Source organism: Halopseudomonas sp. Lyrl_26 (genome assembly GCF_051948695.1).
Taxonomy (GTDB): Bacteria; Pseudomonadota; Gammaproteobacteria; order Pseudomonadales; family Pseudomonadaceae; genus Halopseudomonas; species Halopseudomonas formosensis.
In genome coordinates this window covers 225,705-243,020 of sequence record NZ_JAYJLH010000001.1, presented here as the reverse complement: position 1 = coordinate 243,020, position 17,316 = coordinate 225,705, and the positions used below count along the sequence as shown (strand labels likewise).

The window sequence follows — 17,316 nt, the reverse complement described above, 5'->3', positions numbered from 1 at the left end:
TATTCCTGTTTCAGATAAATCGCTGCGTGCCGGCCTTCGCCAGCTCACGTCCTTTCAATGGGCGTATGGTTGACCAGCCGTGGCAGGTCGGACACTGCCAGTGCAACTGACGGCCGGAGAAACCGCAGGCTTGGCACTGGTACTTGTGCTGATCCACCAGCAGAGCCTCGACGATCCCGCGAAGGATCATCAGATTGGCATAGCCTCTGGGCTCCACACTGCCCTTGTGTAAATCAATCAGATAGAGCAACCCGCTCAGGGAGGGCTGTTGCTGCAGGTGCGCCAGTACATGATCGCTGGCCGCACTGAGCCCCTTTCGCCGGTTCAGTTCATCCGCCTTGGCCAGAACGGTCGCCATCATCGGCGGCTGGCTATTGTCCAGCACCTCATCAAGATATGCCAGCACATCAATGGCCCCGCGCTCGGCCAGCTGGTGCAGCAGTGGCAGCGCCTGGGGTACGAAATCCGGATCATGGGTGGCCAGCCGCTGGAGCCATCTGCGCACCTCGGCATCGCGCCCCTGCGCCGCGTCGAGATCGGCCAGCATCAGCATGGCCCGCACACTCTGCCGATGGACCGCCAGAGCATCCAGCAGTTCGTGCCGTGCCTGTACCACCTCCCCGCGTCGGATGGACTCACGTGCCAGTTCACAGTAGTAGTGTGCCAGCGTGCCCGCGAACTCCTCGCGCTCGCGCAGCAGACGCCGCCCGGTTTCAACGGCCTTCTGCCAGTCCCGCTCCCGCTCGTGGATACGAACCAGATCAGCCAGCGCCTCCGCCCGCAGAGTCGAGCTGTTCTCCACCAGCTCGTTGAGCAGCCGCTCGGCCCGGTGATGCAGGCCTACTGCCAGATAATCCCTGGCCAGTTCGAACTGCACCCGGTCGGCCTGCAGCGCGGTCAGATTAGGCCGCGCCAGCAGGTTTTGGTGTACCTTGATCGCACGCTCCACATCACCCCGCTGGCAGAACAGCTTGCCGATGGCAATATGGGTCTCGACCGTTTCCGGGTTGACCTCAAGTGCCCGGATGAAGGTTTCTATCGCCTCATCCGGCTGCTCGTTGAGCAGGTAGTTGAGACCGATGAAATACTGTTTGTCGATTGCGCTGCCGTGAGGCGCCAGCATGACGCCGACCCGGATGGCCTCGCGGCGCCCAAGGAACCAGCCGATGGCCAGGGCCACTACAAACAAACCGAGGAACAGCAGTTCCTGCATGCCGGTCAGCCTTTGACGGCCTGAGTGCGCAACTTGTCGATTTCCTTGCGGTAACGGTTCAGTTCATTGCTCTGCACCATCAGGCGCAGGCGCAGGCGGGTAGTCATGAGCCAGCCGATGAGAATGCCGAGCAGACTGCCGAGAATGAAGGCAATGACCATGAAGAGGGAGATGGGGAGCTGAGGAGAAGAGAATTCGAGGAACTGCAACGCAATGTTCTGCTGGTTCTCCAGCATGAAATCAATGGTCGACAGTGCCACCAGTAACAGAACGATGATAAGCACCGCGCGCTTGAGCCATTGCATGCAACACCACCCTCATCCATTAAGCATGCCGGAAAGTATAGCGCAGCACCGTGTTTTATTATACCGGGCTCAGGCTGTTTCCAATGACTCGTTAACCCGATCACGGAGTTCCTTGCCCGGCTTGAAGTGCGGTACATACTTGCCTTCAAGGGCAACCGACTCCCCCGTCTTGGGGTTACGGCCGACCCGGGGAGCGCGGTAATGAAGTGAGAAACTGCCGAACCCGCGGATTTCTATACGCTCTCCGGCCGCCAGCGTCGCCGACATGTGTTCCAGCATGGTCTTGATTGCCAGCTCTACATCCTTGGCCGTCAACTGCCCCTGTTGTTGCTCGACTATGCGCTCGATCAACTCAGACTTGGTCATCATTTTCCCTTTTTATTCAAGCGAGTAGGATCCACTTCAAGGGTTGTACCACGCTTGCGCTTAAAGGTTCAAGGCTGAAGATCCGAACACCTTCACGAAGTCAAGCCTCAGGTGCCGTTTTTTATGCGGGCACAAAAAAGGGCGACCGAAGTCGCCCTTTCTTGCATGGAGTCACTCAGGCAATCAGTTGCCCTTGTTTTCCATCTGCTGCTTGATCAGATCACCAATGGTGGTCGGACCGGCGGCCAGCATTTCCTGCTTGCGCAGATCCTGCATGGCTTCCTTCTCGTCCTCGACGTCCTTGGCCTTGATCGACAGGCTGATGACGCGGGTCTTGCGGTCAACACCGATGATCTTGGCTTCGACTTCGTCGCCGACGTTCAGCACGTTGCGCGCATCTTCAACGCGGTCACGGCTGATTTCGGAGGCCTTCAGGGTACCTTCGATGTCGTCACCCAGGGTAACTACCGCACCCTTGGCGTCAACTTCCTTGACGGTACCGGTAACGATGCTGCCTTTCTCGTTCAGGGCAACGAAGTTGGAGAACGGATCGTCTTCCAGCTGCTTGATACCCAGGGAGATGCGCTCACGCTCCGGATCAACGGACAGGATGACGGTTTCCAGCTCGTCGCCCTTCTTGAAGCGGCGTACGGCTTCTTCGCCAGTCTCGTTCCAGGAGATATCGGACAGGTGAACCAGACCGTCGATGCCGCCGTCCAGACCGATGAAGATACCGAAGTCGGTGATGGACTTGATGGAACCGGAGATCTTGTCGCCCTTGTTGAACTTGCTGGAGAACTCTTCCCAGGGGTTCATCTTGCACTGCTTGATACCCAGGGAGATGCGACGACGGTCTTCGTCGATGTCCAGAACCATGACTTCCACTTCGTCGCCAACCTGAACGACCTTGGAAGGATGGATGTTCTTGTTGGTCCAGTCCATTTCGGAAACGTGAACCAGGCCTTCGACACCCTCTTCCAGCTCGGCGAAGCAGCCGTAGTCGGTGAGGTTGGTGACCTTGGCCATGACGCGGGTACCTTCCGGATAACGACCGGTGATCGCGACCCACGGATCTTCGCCCAGCTGCTTCAGACCCAGGGAAACGCGGTTGCGCTCGCGGTCGAACTTCAGCACCTTGACGTCGATCTCGTCGCCAACGTTGACGATCTCGGACGGATGCTTGATGCGCTTCCAGGCCATGTCGGTGATGTGCAGCAGGCCGTCTACGCCGCCCAGGTCAACGAACGCACCGTAGTCGGTGAGGTTCTTGACGATACCCTTGACAACCTGGCCTTCCTGCAGGGTTTCCAGCAGGGCTTCGCGCTCGGCGCTGTTCTCGGCTTCGAGGACGGCACGGCGGGAAACGACAACGTTGTTGCGCTTCTGGTCCAGCTTGATGACCTTGAATTCCAGCTCTTTGTTTTCCAGGTGCGCGGTGTCGCGAACCGGGCGAACATCGACCAGGGAACCCGGCAGGAACGCACGGATGGTGTTGACGTCCACGGTAAAGCCACCTTTGACCTTGCCGTTGATGACACCCTTGACGATTTCTTCTGCGGCGAAAGCTGCTTCGAGGACTTTCCAGGATTCGGCGCGTTTGGCCTTCTCACGGGACAGTTTGGTCTCACCGAAACCGTCTTCGACGGCGTCCAGTGCAACGTGTACCTCATCACCCACGTTGATGGTCAGTTCACCCTGGTCGTCCAGGAACTGCTCACGCGGAATGACACCCTCGGATTTCAGGCCGGCGTGAACGGTGACCCAGTCGGAGTCGATGTCCACAACGATACCGGTGATGATGGAGCCCGGCTCCATATCAAGGGTTTTCAGGCTTTCTTCAAAAAGTTCGGCAAAGCTTTCGCTCATTTGGATTCCTGTAGATATGTAAAAGGCCGCTACCGCCGAGCCGCCAACTTCGCGCGCCCTGCAGCCACGTACCCGCCACGCCACCAGCTTGCGTGGGTTGATTAAAGTAATGCCCCTGACGGTGATGCTGGTTGCCCGACAAAGGACTCGCCTGATCAGCCCAGAAGGTTACGTTTGCGCGCTTCCGCCTGCACTGTCTCAAGTACGTTTTCGATGCTCATGTGCGAGGAATCGATCAGAACCGCATCCTCAGCCGGCCGCAGTGGCGCTACGCTGCGATTCATGTCCCGCTCGTCCCGTGCATTGATCTCATCGAGAAGACCCGCAAGACTAGCAGTTTCGCCCTTTTCCAGCAACTGCCTGTAGCGCCGTTCGGCGCGAATCTCGGGGCTTGCGGTCAGAAAGATCTTCAACTGCGCATCGGGAAAAACCACTGTCCCCATGTCCCGGCCGTCGGCCACCAGTCCGGGCGCCTCGCGGAAGGCCTGCTGGCGGGCCAGCAGCGCCTGACGTACCGCCGGCAGGGCTGCCACACGGGAGGCGCCGGCACCGACGGTTTCGGTCCGAATGCTGCGGCTGACATCGTCGCCCTCAAGCATGATGCGCTGCTCGCCACCCTCGGCATCGGCGATGAACTGCACGTCCAGGTTGGCCGCCAGTTGTACCAGCGCCAGCTCGTCGGCCAGGTCGGTGCCGCGCTTCTGCGCGGCAAAGGCCAGCAGCCGGTACAGGGCGCCGGAGTCCAGCAGGTGCCAGCCCAGACGTGCTGCCAGCATGCCGGACAGGGTGCCCTTGCCCGAGCCGCCGGGCCCGTCAACGGTGATCACGGGGGTGGAGTGATCGCTCACGCGCTGGCCTCCTGACGAAGATTCATACCGACCGAACGGGCCAGGTCGATGAAGCCGGGGAAGGAAGTACCCACGTGGACGCAGTCGGTGATGCGGATATCGGCGGTGGCGCGCAGGGAGGCCACGGCGAAGGACATGGCGATGCGGTGGTCCATGTGGCTGTCGACCGTGGCGCCGCCCATGACGCCGCCCTCGATGATGATCCCGTCCGGGGTCGGCTCTGCCTTGATTCCCAGCTGCTGCAGACCGTCGGCCATGACCTGGATACGATCGGATTCCTTGACCCGAAGTTCCTCGGCGCCGCGCAGCACGGTGCGCCCTTCGGCGCAGGCGGCAGCGATGAACAGCACCGGGAATTCGTCGATCGCCAGGGGCACCTGATCCTCGGGAATCTCGATGCCCTTGAGCGGCGCGTAGCGCACGCGGATGTCGGCCACCGGCTCGCCTCCCACTTCGCGCTCGTTGCTCAGGGTGATATCCGCGCCCATGGCACGCAGGATGTTGATCACACCGACCCGGGTGGGGTTGATGCCCACATGCTCCAGGGTCAGATCCGAGCCTTCGGCAATGCTCGCCGCGACCATGAAGAAGGCCGCCGAGGAGATGTCCGCCGGCACATCGATCCTGCAGGCTGTCAGCTTGTGGCCGGACTCGACGGTCACCCTGCTGCCCTCCACCTTGACCGGATAACCGAAGCCGCGGAGCATGCGCTCGGTGTGATCCCGGGTCGGTGCCGGTTCGGTCACCGAGGTGGCGCCCTCGGCGTACAGGCCCGCCAGCAGCAGGCAGGATTTGACCTGGGCACTGGCCATCGGCATCTGGTAATCCATGCCCTTGAGCCGGCTTTCGCCGCCCTTGATCACCAGCGGCGGACGCCCGCCCTCGGCGGTGTCGATGCTGGCACCCATCTGCCGCAGCGGGTCGGCCACACGCCCCATCGGGCGCTTGCTCAGGGAGGCATCACCGGACAGCTCACTGGTGAACCTCTGTCCGGCCAGCAGGCCGGCCAGAAGTCGCATGGAAGTGCCGGAGTTGCCCAGATAGATGGGCCCCGGGGGAGGCTGCAGACCGTGCAGACCCACGCCATTGATGGTCACCCGACCACGGTGCGGCCCCTCAATGACCACCCCCATGTCGCGGAAGGCCTGCAGGGTCGCCAGGCTGTCCTCGCCCTCGAGGAAGCCCTCGACCTCAGTCACCCCTTCGGCCAGGGAGCCCAGCATGATCGAGCGATGGGAGATGGACTTGTCGCCCGGTACGCGGATACGCCCCTGAACGGTGCCGCCGGGGCTGGCGATGAAATTGATTGATTGAGTCTGCATGGGTTCCATATATGCCCTGCGGGCCAGAATCTTGCTGAAATGCTCACGTGCGGACCGGGCCCGGGTAAACACCCCCAACAGGGTGTTGGCATCCCCCTCCTCGACCGCCGCACGCAAGCGGCTTAAATCACGGGTGAAGGTGTCAAGACTGCGCAGCACCGCATCGCGGTTGGCCAGGAACACATCACGCCACATGACCGGATCGCTGGCAGCGATCCGGGTAAAATCTCGAAAGCCGCCGGCAGCATAGCGGAATATCTCCAGGTTCTCGCTGCGCGAGGCCAGGGTATCGACCAGCGAGAAGGCCAGCAGATGCGGCAGATGACTGGTCGCCGCCAGCACCTCGTCATGGTCTGCCAGCGGCATCTCCTCGACATCGGCGTCCAACAACTGCCAGGCCCGGCGCACCAGAGCCAGGGCGGCCTGGTCGGTATCCTCCAACGGTGTCAGTATGACCTTGTGCCGGCGGAACAGCCCGGCATCCGCGGCTTCCACGCCGCTGCGCTCGGAGCCGGCTATCGGGTGACCGGGCACGAAGCGGGGCGGCACGCGGCCATAGGCCTGACGGACCGCCTCGACCACTGCGGTCTTGGTGCTGCCAGTGTCGGTGATCACCGCCGACCCCAGGTCCAGGGCGGCAAGCTGACGCAGTACCGACTCCATGGCCAGCACCGGTACCGCCAGCAGGATCAGATCAGCGCCCCGTACCGCGTCGACAATGTCTGCGGCCATGCGATCCACCACACCCAGGGATACCGCCAGCTGCTGGGTCTGCGGATCGGGATCGCAGCCGACCACCTCTCGGCAACAACCGGACTCGCGCAGCCCCTTGGCAAAGGAGCCGCCGATGAGGCCGAGCCCGATGACCGCCAGACGGCCTATTGTCGGCTGGGCCGAGGACGATCCGATGATCGACTGGCTCACTGGGCGAGCACCGCGGCCAGCGCTTCGAGGAATCGCTGGTTTTCCTCGCGCAGCCCGATGGAGACGCGCAGGTGATTGGGCATTTCGTAGCCGGCGACCGGGCGTACGATGACACCGGCGCGCAGCAGTCCCTGGTAGACGGGGCCAGCATCGCGCCCCAGGTCCACGGCAATGAAGTTGCCGCGCGAGGGAATCCACTGCAGTCCGAGCTCGTTCAGCCCCTGCTCCAGCTGGCGCATGCCATCGCGATTGAGCTGGCGGCTTTCCGCCAGATAGCTCTCGTCTGCCAGGGCCGCGACCGCTGCGGCCAGGGCCAGGCTGTTGACGTTGAACGGCTGACGCACCCGGTTCAGCACATCTGCCACCTGCGGGTGGCTGATGCAGTAACCGACCCGCAGGGCTGCCAGACCGTAGGCCTTGGACAGGGTGCGGCAGACGATCAGGTTGGGATAGCGCTCGATGTAATCGAAGCCGTTCAGCGCCTCGCCGGGCTCGACGTATTCGGTATAGGCTTCATCCAGCACAACCAGCACATGCTCCGGCACGCTGGCCATGAACGCCTCGAACTCCGCCCGCTCGAACCAGGTGCCGGTCGGGTTGTTGGGGTTGGCGATGAACACCAGCCGGGTCGCCGGGGTGATGGCCGCAGCCATGGCCGGCAGGTCATGACCCCAGTTGCGCGCCGGCACCTGGACCGCAGTAGCGCCCACCGCCTGGGTCACTATCGGGTAGACGGCGAAGGCGTGCTGACTGAACACCACCTCAACACCGGGCATGGCGAAGGCTCGACCTATCAGCTCGAGCACATCATTGGAGCCGTTGCCCAGGGTGATACGCGACAGCTCGAAGCCGAAGCGCTCGGACAGCGCCTGCTTGAGGGTAAAACCGTTGCCATCGGGATAACGGGTCAGCTCCGGCAGGGCCCGCTGCACCGCCTGAAGGACCGAGGGAGCCGGCCCCAGAGGGTTCTCGTTACTGGCCAGCTTTACGATGCTGGCCGGGTCCAGACCGAACTCCCGGGCCAGCTCTTCCACCGGCTTGCCGGGCACATAGGGCGACAGCTTCTGCACGCCCGGCAGCGCCAAACTCAGAAAATCACAACTCATGTCCAAGCCTCAAGCTTCAGGCGGCAGGCCCCAAGCATCGCCTTTCGCCGGACGCTTGCGGCCTGCTGCGACAGTTTCAAAGTACTGCTTTGGGGTAGGAACCGAGAATCTTCAGCCCTACCGACTCATCGCGAATCTTTTCCAGTGCATCCTTGACCAGCGGATCATGCTGATGGCCGAGGAAGTCGATGAAGAACACGTAGGTCCACTTGCCACTGCGCGAGGGACGGGTCTCGATGCGCGTCAGGTCCACGCCGTTGTCGTGGAACGGCTGCAGCAGATGATGCAGCGCGCCCGGACGGTTGCTCATGGACACGATCACCGAGGTCTTGTCATCGCCGGTCGGCGGCACTTCCTGATTGCCGATGATCAGGAAACGCGTGGAGTTGTCCGGGCGGTCCTCGATCTTCTCGGCAATCCGGGTCAGCCCGTAGAGTTCGCAGGCCATGTCGCCGGCGATGGCCGCCGAATTCCACTCGCTCTGCACCCGGCGCGCCGCATCCGCATTGCTGGCCACCGCCACCCGCTCGATGTTGGGGTAGTGGGCATCCAGCCACTTGCGGCACTGCGCCAGGGACTGGGCATGGGAGTAGACCCGGGAAATCTTGTCCACCCGGGTGTTCTCGCCCACCAGCAGATGGTGGTGAATGCGCAGCTCCACCTCGCCGCAGATGACCAGGTCATGCTCAAGGAAGCTGTCCAGGGTGTGGTTGATCGCACCCTCGGTGGAATTCTCCACCGGCACCACGCCGAAATGCATGGCGCCGGCCGCCACCTCGCGGAAGATCTCATCGATGGCCGCCATCGGCAGGCTCTTCACCGAGTGACCGAAATGCTTGAGCGCCGCGGCCTGGGTGAAGGTACCCTCGGGCCCCAGATAGGCCACACGCAGCGGCTCTTCCAGTGCCAGGCAGGCAGACATGATCTCGCGGAACAGCCGGGCAACCTCTTCGTTGTCCAGCGGCCCCTTGTTCAGCTCCATGATGCGCTTGAGTACCTGGGCCTCGCGCTCGGGGCGGTAGAACACCGGCTGCTCGCCCTCGGCCAGGGTCTTCTGCTTCACCTCGGCCACCACCTGGGCACAGCGGGCACGCTCGCTGATCAGCTCCAGAACCTTCTCGTCGATGGCGTCGATCCGGTTACGCAGGGCCTTGAGTTGGGCTTCTTCTGACATCGCTGATCAACCGTGCTGTTTTTCGAATTCGGCCATGTAGGCCACCAGCGCATCCACCGCCGCCTCGGGCACGGCATTGTAGATGGAGGCACGCATGCCACCCACCGAGCGATGCCCCTTGAGGTTGAGCAGGCCGCGTTCTTCGGCACCGGCCAGGAACGCCTTGTCCAGACGGTCGTCGGCCAGACGGAAAGGCACGTTCATCCAGGAGCGGTCGGCGACATTGATCGGGTTGGTGTACAGCTCGCTGGCATCGATCGCGGCGTACAGCTTGCGCTGCTTGGCGTCGTTGATGCGCTGAATCGCCTCCAGCCCACCCTGCTCCCTGAGCCACTGGAAGATCAGCCCGGACAGGTACCAGGCGAAGGTCGGCGGGGTGTTGTACATGGAGCCATTGGCGGCGGCCACGCTGTAATCGAGCATGGTCGGGCACTTGCTGTGGGCCTTGCCGAGCAGGTCCTCGCGGATGATGACCACCACCAGGCCACTGGGGCCGATGTTCTTCTGCGCGCCGGCGTAGATCAGGCCGAAACGCGATACATCCAGCGGACGGGACAGTATGGTGGAGGACATGTCCGCCACCAGCGGCTTGTCACCCACCTCGGGAATCCAGTTGAACTCCAGGCCGCCGATGGTTTCGTTCGGGGTGTAGTGCACATAGGCGGCATCGGCCGACAGCTGCCACTCGTTCTGCCCGGGGATGGCGAAGTAATCGTAGCCCTTGGCCGAGGCCGCGACGTTGACGTGACCGTAACGGGAGGCCTCCTCGATGGCCTTGCGCGACCAGATGCCGGTGTCGATGTAGTCGGCACTGCCGCCCTCGCCCAGCAGATTCAGCGGGATCTGCGCGAACTGCTGACTGGCGCCACCCTGCAGGAACAGCACCTTGTAGTCCGACGGGACGGCGAGCAGGTCGCGCAGGTCCTGTTCGGCCCGCTCGGCGATACCCACGAACTCGTCACTGCGGTGGCTCATTTCCATGACCGACAGGCCCTTGCCCTGCCAGTCCAGCAGCTCAGCCTGGGCTGTCTGCAATACGGCTTCCGGCAACGCTGCCGGGCCAGCACAGAAATTGAACACGCGTTTGCTCACCTTGACCTCTACTCTTCTGCGTCTGTGGTTCCGGTACTGCCTTCGGCTGCACCGGCGTCGGTATCGCCCATCTCTTCATCATCGCCTTCCTCGTCATCGGAAGGCTCCTGCACCCGCTCAAGACCCACCAGCTTCTCGCCGTTGGACAGCTTGATCAGGGTCACGCCCTGGGTGTTGCGGGACAGGCTTGAGACCTCGGACACCCGGGTACGCACCAGAGTACCCTGATCCGAGATCAGCATGATTTCCTCGCCGTCGACCACCTGTACCGCGCCGACCAGCGGACCATTGCGTTCGTTGGTGATCATGGCGATGACGCCCTGGCCACCCCGCTTGTACTGCGGGAAGTCCTCCACCGGCGTACGCTTGCCGTAACCGTTTTCGGAGGCGGTCAGAATCTGCGTACCCTCCTCGGCAATCAGCATGGACACCAGTCGCTGCCCGTCGGCCAGGCGCATGCCGCGCACGCCGCGCGCGGTACGGCCCATCGGCCGGACGTCGGACTCCTCGAAACGGGTCACCTTGCCGCCGTCGGAGAACAGCATGACCTGCTTGCTGCCATCGGTCAGGGCAGCGCCGATCAGGATGTCGCCCTCGTCCAGATCCAGCGCGATCAGACCAACACTGCGCTGACGACTGAACTGCGGCAGCGGGGTCTTCTTCACGGTGCCGTTGGCGGTGGCCATGAACACGTACCAGCCCTCGGTGTACTCCTCCACCGGCAGCATGGCGGTGATGAACTCGCCCTCTTCCAGCGGCAGCAGGTTGACCAGCGGCCGGCCGCGGGCGGTACGCGAGGCCTCGGGAATCTCGTAGGTCTTGAGCCAGTACACCTTGCCCTTGCTGGAAAACAGCATCAGCGTGGTGTGACTGTTGGCCACCAGCAGGTGGGATACGTAATCCTCGTCCTTTACCCCGGTCGCGGCCTTGCCGCGACCGCCACGGCGCTGGGCCTGGTAGTCGGCCAGCGGCTGGCTCTTGGCATAACCGCCGTGGGAAATGGTCACCACGCGGTCTTCCTCGGTGATCAGATCGGCCACACTCAGATCCATGCGCGAAGCCACGATCTCGGTGCGGCGCTCATCGCCGTAGCTGTCACGGATCTGCTCCAGCTCCTCGACGATGACTTCCATCAGGCGCACCTCGCTGTTGAGGATGCGCAGCAGCTCGCCGATCTGAACCAGGATCTCCTGATACTCGGTCAGCAGCTTCTCGTGTTCCAGACCGGTCAGGCGGTGCAGGCGCAGATCAAGGATGGCCTGGGCCTGTTCCGGAGACAGGTAGTACTTGCCGTCACGCAGACCGTACTGCTCGGGCAGCTCATCGGGACGGCAGGATTCGGCACCGGCACGCTCGACCATCTCCATCACGCTGCCCGGCTCCCAGGCGGTCGCCAGCAGGCGCTCGCGGGCTTCGGCCGGGGACGGCGAAGCCTTGATCAGCTCGATCACCGGATCGATGTTGGACAGGGCCACCGCCTGGCCTTCGAGGATATGGCCGCGCTCGCGGGCCTTGCGCAGTTCGTAGACGGTGCGGCGGGTCACCACCTCGCGGCGGTGGCGGATGAAGGCGTCCAGCAGCTCCTTCAGGTTGAGGATGCGCGGCTGGCCGTCCAGCAGACCCACCACGTTGATGCCGAACACGCTCTGCATCTGGGTCTGGGCATAGAGGTTGTTGAGCACCACCTCGGCCACTTCGCCACGGCGCAGTTCGATCACCACGCGCATGCCGTCCTTGTCGGACTCGTCACGCAGCTCGCTGATGCCCTCGAGTTTCTTTTCCTTGACCAGCTCGGCGATGCGCTCGATCAGCCTGGCCTTGTTCACCTGGTACGGCAGCTCGTTGATGATGATCTGCTGCCGGCCGCCGACCTTGTCGATATCCTCGATCTCGCAGCGGGCACGCACGTAAATGCGGCCACGGCCGGTGCGGTAGGCCTCGACGATACCGGCACGGCCATTGATGATGCCGGCGGTGGGGAAGTCCGGGCCGGGAATGTGCTCCATCAGCTCGTCGATGGTGATATCCGGATTGGCGATCATCGCCAGACAGCCGTTGATCACCTCGGTGAGGTTGTGCGGCGGGATGTTGGTCGCCATGCCCACCGCAATACCGCTGGAACCGTTGACCAGCAGGTTGGGGATACGGGTCGGCAGCACCTCGGGAATCTGCAGGGAGCCGTCGTAGTTGTCGACCCAGTCGACGGTTTCCTTGTCCAGGTCCGCCAGCAGCTCATGGGTCAGCCTGGTCATGCGGATTTCGGTGTAACGCATGGCTGCCGCGCTGTCACCGTCCACCGAACCGAAGTTGCCCTGACCGTCCACCAGCAGGTAGCGCAGGGAGAACGGCTGGGCCATGCGCACTATGGTGTCGTAGACCGCCAAGTCACCGTGGGGGTGGTATTTACCGATCACGTCACCGACCACACGGGCAGACTTGAGATAGGGCTTGTTCCAGTCGTTCTTCAGCTCGCTCATGGCGAACAGCACCCGGCGGTGCACCGGCTTGAGTCCGTCGCGCACATCCGGCAGCGCCCGTCCCACGATCACGCTCATCGCGTAGTCGAGGTACGACTGCTTCATCTCATCTTCAATATTGACTGGAAGGATCTCTCTGGCCAGCTCACCCATGAAACGGCATTCCTTTTATTGTCGGCCACCGCGGGGGTGACCATGCGTACACAACGCGGAACGAGGCCCTGTCGGGTCCGGATCAAAGCGCCAAATGATACCACACCCCATGACCCGACGGGAGTTGCCCGACAATCCCGTGCTCGGCATCACAGGCGATCGACGACATTATTCAGTGCAGCCGCAGCGGACTCAGCAACTCGGCGATTCGGCTGGCATCGGGACGCTCGACCACCCCGCGCTCGGTTACCAGCACATCGATGAGCTCCGCCGGGGTGACATCCAGTTGCAACCGCCCATCGCGCTGCAGCAGCGCATCCTCGGGCTCGATCTCATCCGCATCCTCCAGCTCCGCATCGAACGCGGAGCTGGGCGCAACCACCATGAAACGCAGCCCATGGTGCATGGCCAGCACCGCCAGCGCATAGGTGCCCAGATCGCTGATCACATCACCGTTGGCGGCAACGCGCTGGGCACCCACCACCACCCAGTGCAGATTGTCGCCCTTCATCAGCTGGCCGGCTGCAGCGAGTACCTGAGCACTGACCGGCACCCCATCCTGCTCCAGCGCCCAGCGCGCCAGGCGCAACGCCCCGGCATCCTGATCCGCACACAGATGGAGATGCTCCATCAGTCCCGCCCCATGGGCGGCACGGACCAGCTCCAGCAGCCCACGCAGACTGCCGCCGGCCAGATTGCCGGGCATCGCCAGCAATCGCTGCGACTGACTGGCATGACGCTTGAGGACCTGCAGCCCCAGCTGGCCCATGCTGCGCGCCGCCTCCCGATCACTCAGATGCAGATCCATGGCCAGCTGCGCCAGCAGCTCCGGCACATCCGCTCCGCTGGAAGGCAGACGCTGCAGCCGATCGGTCACGACGCCCAGCACCCAGCCCAGCTGAGCCGATGCCGGTGACGACCCGGCCAGCAGCGTCAGATCAGGTTTCAGTGCCGCCAGCCAGTCAGCGCTCCGACCGATACGGCGCGCCGCCAGGGCGATACCGTAGGCCGCCACCACGCCGGCGGCCGCACCCGGGACCACGCCCTGGACGATGGCGTCTGCCACCTCATCCGCATCCCAACATTCCACCCACACCCGGGCCTCGGGAAGACTCCGATGATCGAGCAGGCGCAGATGATTGGTGTGCCATTCCAGTGCCGATGCGGCCGGCGGCACCTGATCCCGGGAAGGAAACTGCATGGGGGACTCCAGCGAAAACGCCATTATACCCCCAGCGCCTCGGCGCGTGCGCAAATGTCACTGCCCCAGCCCGGGAGCAGAGGGTATACTGCCGAAAGCCGTCCGCAACCCGGGCGGCCCGCGACACGGCAGGTCAATAACAGATATCAGCCCCGCGGGGGCCGGCTAATTCAATGAGGGGATTGAAATGACGCTTAACGTCGATCGTGCGGAAGTTGCCAAATTCGAAGCACTGGCCAGCCGCTGGTGGGACCGTGAGAGCGAATTCAAGCCACTGCACGAGATCAACCCGCTGCGTACCAACTGGATTGACGACAAGGCATCACTGGCCGGCAAGGAAGTCCTGGACGTCGGCTGCGGCGGAGGCATTCTCAGCGAAGCCATGGCCCAGCGTGGCGCCAATGTCACCGGTATCGACATGGGCGAAGCGCCACTGGCGGTTGCCCGTCTGCATCAGCTCGAGTCCGGAGTGCAGGTGGACTACCAGCAGTGCACCGCCGAGGAAATGGCCGAACTCCACCCCGGGCGCTTCGATGTAGTGACCTGCATGGAGATGCTCGAGCACGTCCCCGATCCGGCCTCTGTCATCCGCGCCTGCGCCACCCTGGTCAAGCCGGGCGGCCACGTGTTCTTCTCCACCATCAACCGCAACCCGAAAGCCTTCGCCTTTGCCATTGTCGGTGCAGAATACCTGCTGCGCATGCTGCCGCGCGGCACCCACGAATATGCCAAGTTCATCCGCCCGGCCGAATTGAGCCGCTGGGCTCGGGAAGCGGACCTGGATACCCGGGACATCATCGGCCTGACCTACAACCCGCTGCTGCGCCACTACAAGCTCGCCCCGGACGTGGACGTCAACTACATGATCCACTGCCAGCGCGGTCAGTGACCATGCTCCAGGCAGTACTTTTCGACCTGGACGGCACACTGCTGGATACGGTCGAGGACTTTCTCGCGATCATCCACAGCATGCGCGAGCAACGCGGCATGCCGGAAGCACCGCTGCACCTGATCCGCTCCACGGTCTCCGATGGCTCCGCCGGCATGCTCTGCGCCGCCTTTTCCATCACCCCGGAGCATGCGCAGTTCGCCGAGCTCAGGGACGAGTTTCTGGAGCGCTACCAGCAGGACATTGCCCGCCACACCCGCCCCTTTCCGGGTATTGTCGAGCTGCTCGACTGGCTCGACGCCGAGCAGCTGCCCTGGGGCGTGGTAACCAACAAGATGAGCCGGTTCAGCATCCCGCTGCTCGAAGCGGTGGGTCTGGCCGGGCGCTGCGCCAGCCTGGTGTGCCCCGATCAGGTCAGCCGGGGCAAGCCGCACCCCGAGCCCCTGCTCAAGGCCTGTGCCAAGATGGGTGTGGATCCGGCACGCAGTGTCTACGTCGGTGATCACCTGCGGGACATCCAGGCCGGGCACGCTGCCGGCATGCGCACGGTCGCAGCGCTCTATGGCTATCTTCCCCCCGGGGATGATCCGTTACACTGGAACGCCGATTTCACCATCAGGAACGCCGCTGCCCTGCGCCCCTGGCTGGAGCAGCTGAAACAACAGGAGTCTTCCCATGTTTGATTACCAGGCCTCACCGGATCTGCTGCAGGGACGTGTCATTCTGGTCACCGGCGCCGGCGACGGCATCGGTCGCGCCTGCGCCCTGGCCTGTGCCGCCCACGGCGCCACCGTGGTGCTGCTGGGCCGCACCCTGGCCAAGCTGGAGGCGGTGTACGACGAAATAGAGAAAGCCGGGTATCCGCAGCCGGCGATCTGTCCGCTGAATCTGGAGACGGCGGCAGAGAAGGATTACAACGACCTGGCCGACCAGCTGTTCGATACCTTCGGCAAGCTCGACGGCCTGGTCCACAATGCTGCGCAGCTTGGCCCGCGTACCCTGCTCGATCAGGTCAAGAACGAGGACTGGCTCAGGCTGATGCAGGTCAACGTCAACGCGCCCTTCGCCCTGACCAAGGCGATGATGCCGCTGCTGCGCGCTGCGCCGGATGCCTCGGTGATTTTCGTGTCCTCCAGCGTCGGCCGCCGGGCACGGGCCTACTGGGGCCCCTATGCGGTCAGCAAGTTCGCCCTGGAAGGGCTGATGCAGGTGCTGGCCGATGAGCAGGAAGGTACCAGCGAGATTCGGGTCAACAGCATCAATCCCGGCGCGACCCGCACTGCGATGCGCAAGGCGGCCTACCCCGCCGAGGAGCCGGAGAAGAACCCCGAACCGGCGGATATCATGCCGGCCTTCCTGTACCTGCTGGGCCCCGACAGCCGGAAGGTCAACGGCCAGGCGCTGGACGCGCGGGGCTGAAATGACAGGCCCCGGCGAACCGGGGCCTCAGATCGATCAGCGGCGCCGATCCCTGTCCCTGGGCTTGCTCTGGCGTACCGAGCGCGCCTGGTGCATGGAGGGCTTGCGCGACTGGCGCTTCTGCCTTTCCTTCTCCGCCACGCTGACTTCGGGCAGACGCACCGGCGGCAGTCCGACTTCGGCGCTGAGCACATCCAGCTCCTGCTGGTTCATCTCACGCCAGCGCCCCACCGGCACCTCCGCGCCCAGGAACACCGGCCCGAAACGTACCCGCTTGAGACGGTTGACCCGCACGCCCTGGGATTCCCACAGGCGTCGCACTTCGCGGTTGCGGCCCTCCAGCAGACAGACATGGAACCAGCGGTTGATACCCTCGCCACCGGAACTGACGATGTCGGTGAAGCGCGCCGGCCCGTCCTCGAGCATGACGCCCTCCTTGAGCCGCTCGATCATCTCCTCGTCCACCTCGCCCATCACGCGGACCGCGTACTCGCGGTCCATCTGCCAGGACGGATGCATCAGCCGGTTCGCCAGCTCGCCATCAGTGGTGAACAGCAGCAACCCGGTGGTGTTGATATCCAGTCGTCCGACATTGACCCAGCGCCCCTGCTTGAGCCGCGGCAGCTGGTCGAACACGGTCGGGCGCCCTTCGGGGTCGTCACGGGTGCACACCTCGCCCTCGGGCTTGTTGTAGATCAGCACCCGGCGTACCACTTCGGTGTTGAGGTCACGCTTGAGCGGGCGGCCATCGACGGCGATCTGGTCGAGGCTGTCCACGCGACAACCCAGACGTGCCGGTTCACCGTTGACGGTTACCCGACCGGCGGAGATCCACTCCTCGACCTGGCGGCGGGAACCCAGCCCCATGCGGGCCAGGACTTTCTGCAGTTTTTCCCCGGCGGCAGGCACGTCTTCCTGCAGTTCGGGATTGATGGGTTGGTCTGTCATGGGCACCTCCCGG

At 63.5% G+C, this 17,316-nt stretch carries 14 protein-coding genes and 1 pseudogene; 3 read left to right on the top strand and 12 right to left on the bottom strand.

Annotated features, from left to right (window positions below; translation table 11 throughout):
• Positions 1–10 precede the first annotated feature (10 nt).
• From lapB to VF673_RS01210, 11 genes are all read right to left on the bottom strand, one after another.
• On the bottom strand, positions 11–1,213 hold the full coding sequence (gene lapB, locus VF673_RS01260; RefSeq protein ID WP_440290602.1) for a lipopolysaccharide assembly protein LapB: 1,203 nt from the start codon (positions 1,211–1,213) through the stop codon (positions 11–13).
• Positions 1,214–1,218: 5 nt separating this feature from the next.
• Entirely contained in the window at positions 1,219–1,518 is a 300-nt protein-coding gene (locus tag VF673_RS01255) for a LapA family protein (RefSeq protein WP_320330792.1), read from the bottom strand.
• Between the two features lie 69 nt (positions 1,519–1,587).
• A complete protein-coding gene (gene ihfB, locus VF673_RS01250) occupies positions 1,588–1,884 on the bottom strand; it encodes an integration host factor subunit beta (RefSeq protein ID WP_090538410.1) in 297 nt (98 codons plus the stop codon).
• A gap of 183 nt (positions 1,885–2,067) precedes the next feature.
• Positions 2,068–3,750: a 30S ribosomal protein S1 gene (gene rpsA, locus VF673_RS01245; RefSeq protein ID WP_440290601.1), complete on the bottom strand. Its 1,683-nt coding sequence runs from the start codon at positions 3,748–3,750 to the stop codon at positions 2,068–2,070.
• 155 nt (positions 3,751–3,905) lie between these two features.
• Positions 3,906–4,598: a (d)CMP kinase gene (cmk, locus tag VF673_RS01240; RefSeq protein ID WP_320330793.1), complete on the bottom strand. Its 693-nt coding sequence runs from the start codon at positions 4,596–4,598 to the stop codon at positions 3,906–3,908.
• A complete protein-coding gene (locus VF673_RS01235; RefSeq protein WP_440290600.1) occupies positions 4,595–6,844 on the bottom strand; it encodes a bifunctional prephenate dehydrogenase/3-phosphoshikimate 1-carboxyvinyltransferase in 2,250 nt (749 codons plus the stop codon). Before VF673_RS01235 ends, cmk begins: the two co-directional genes overlap by 4 nt.
• A complete protein-coding gene (gene hisC, locus VF673_RS01230; protein WP_440290599.1) occupies positions 6,841–7,950 on the bottom strand; it encodes a histidinol-phosphate transaminase in 1,110 nt (369 codons plus the stop codon). The genes VF673_RS01235 and hisC overlap by 4 nt, the downstream gene beginning before the upstream one ends.
• Before the next feature lie 76 nt (positions 7,951–8,026).
• The gene (pheA, locus tag VF673_RS01225) at positions 8,027–9,124 is read right to left on the bottom strand and encodes a prephenate dehydratase (protein ID WP_440290598.1); all 1,098 of its coding nucleotides are present in this window, start codon (positions 9,122–9,124) and stop codon (positions 8,027–8,029) included.
• A gap of 6 nt (positions 9,125–9,130) precedes the next feature.
• A complete protein-coding gene (serC, locus tag VF673_RS01220) occupies positions 9,131–10,216 on the bottom strand; it encodes a 3-phosphoserine/phosphohydroxythreonine transaminase (protein WP_440290597.1) in 1,086 nt (361 codons plus the stop codon).
• 8 nt (positions 10,217–10,224) lie between these two features.
• Entirely contained in the window at positions 10,225–12,846 is a 2,622-nt protein-coding gene (gene gyrA, locus VF673_RS01215) for a DNA gyrase subunit A (RefSeq protein ID WP_440290596.1), read from the bottom strand.
• Positions 12,847–13,018: 172 nt separating this feature from the next.
• Positions 13,019–14,047: an S-methyl-5-thioribose-1-phosphate isomerase gene (locus VF673_RS01210; RefSeq protein ID WP_440290595.1), complete on the bottom strand. Its 1,029-nt coding sequence runs from the start codon at positions 14,045–14,047 to the stop codon at positions 13,019–13,021.
• Positions 14,048–14,234: 187 nt separating this feature from the next.
• Between VF673_RS01210 and ubiG the strand changes: the two genes are divergently transcribed.
• The 3 genes from ubiG to VF673_RS01195 are packed head-to-tail and all read left to right on the top strand — an operon-like array spanning position 14,235 to position 16,355.
• Positions 14,235–14,936 carry a bifunctional 2-polyprenyl-6-hydroxyphenol methylase/3-demethylubiquinol 3-O-methyltransferase UbiG gene (ubiG, locus tag VF673_RS01205; RefSeq protein WP_273127195.1) on the top strand — a complete coding sequence of 234 codons (702 nt, stop codon included), beginning with the start codon at positions 14,235–14,237 and terminating at the stop codon, positions 14,934–14,936.
• A 2-nt stretch (positions 14,937–14,938) separates the two neighbouring features.
• Positions 14,939–15,619 carry an HAD-IA family hydrolase gene (locus tag VF673_RS01200; protein WP_320330800.1) on the top strand — a complete coding sequence of 227 codons (681 nt, stop codon included), beginning with the start codon at positions 14,939–14,941 and terminating at the stop codon, positions 15,617–15,619.
• Complete coding sequence (locus VF673_RS01195; protein WP_320330801.1) at positions 15,612–16,355, top strand: YciK family oxidoreductase; 744 nt, start codon at positions 15,612–15,614, stop codon at positions 16,353–16,355. Before VF673_RS01200 ends, VF673_RS01195 begins: the two co-directional genes overlap by 8 nt.
• Positions 16,356–16,427: 72 nt before the next feature.
• Here VF673_RS01195 and rluB read toward each other — a convergent pair.
• A pseudogene (rluB, locus tag VF673_RS01190) lies at positions 16,428–17,303 on the bottom strand (23S rRNA pseudouridine(2605) synthase RluB); the annotation flags it as partial.
• Positions 17,304–17,316 lie beyond the last annotated feature (13 nt).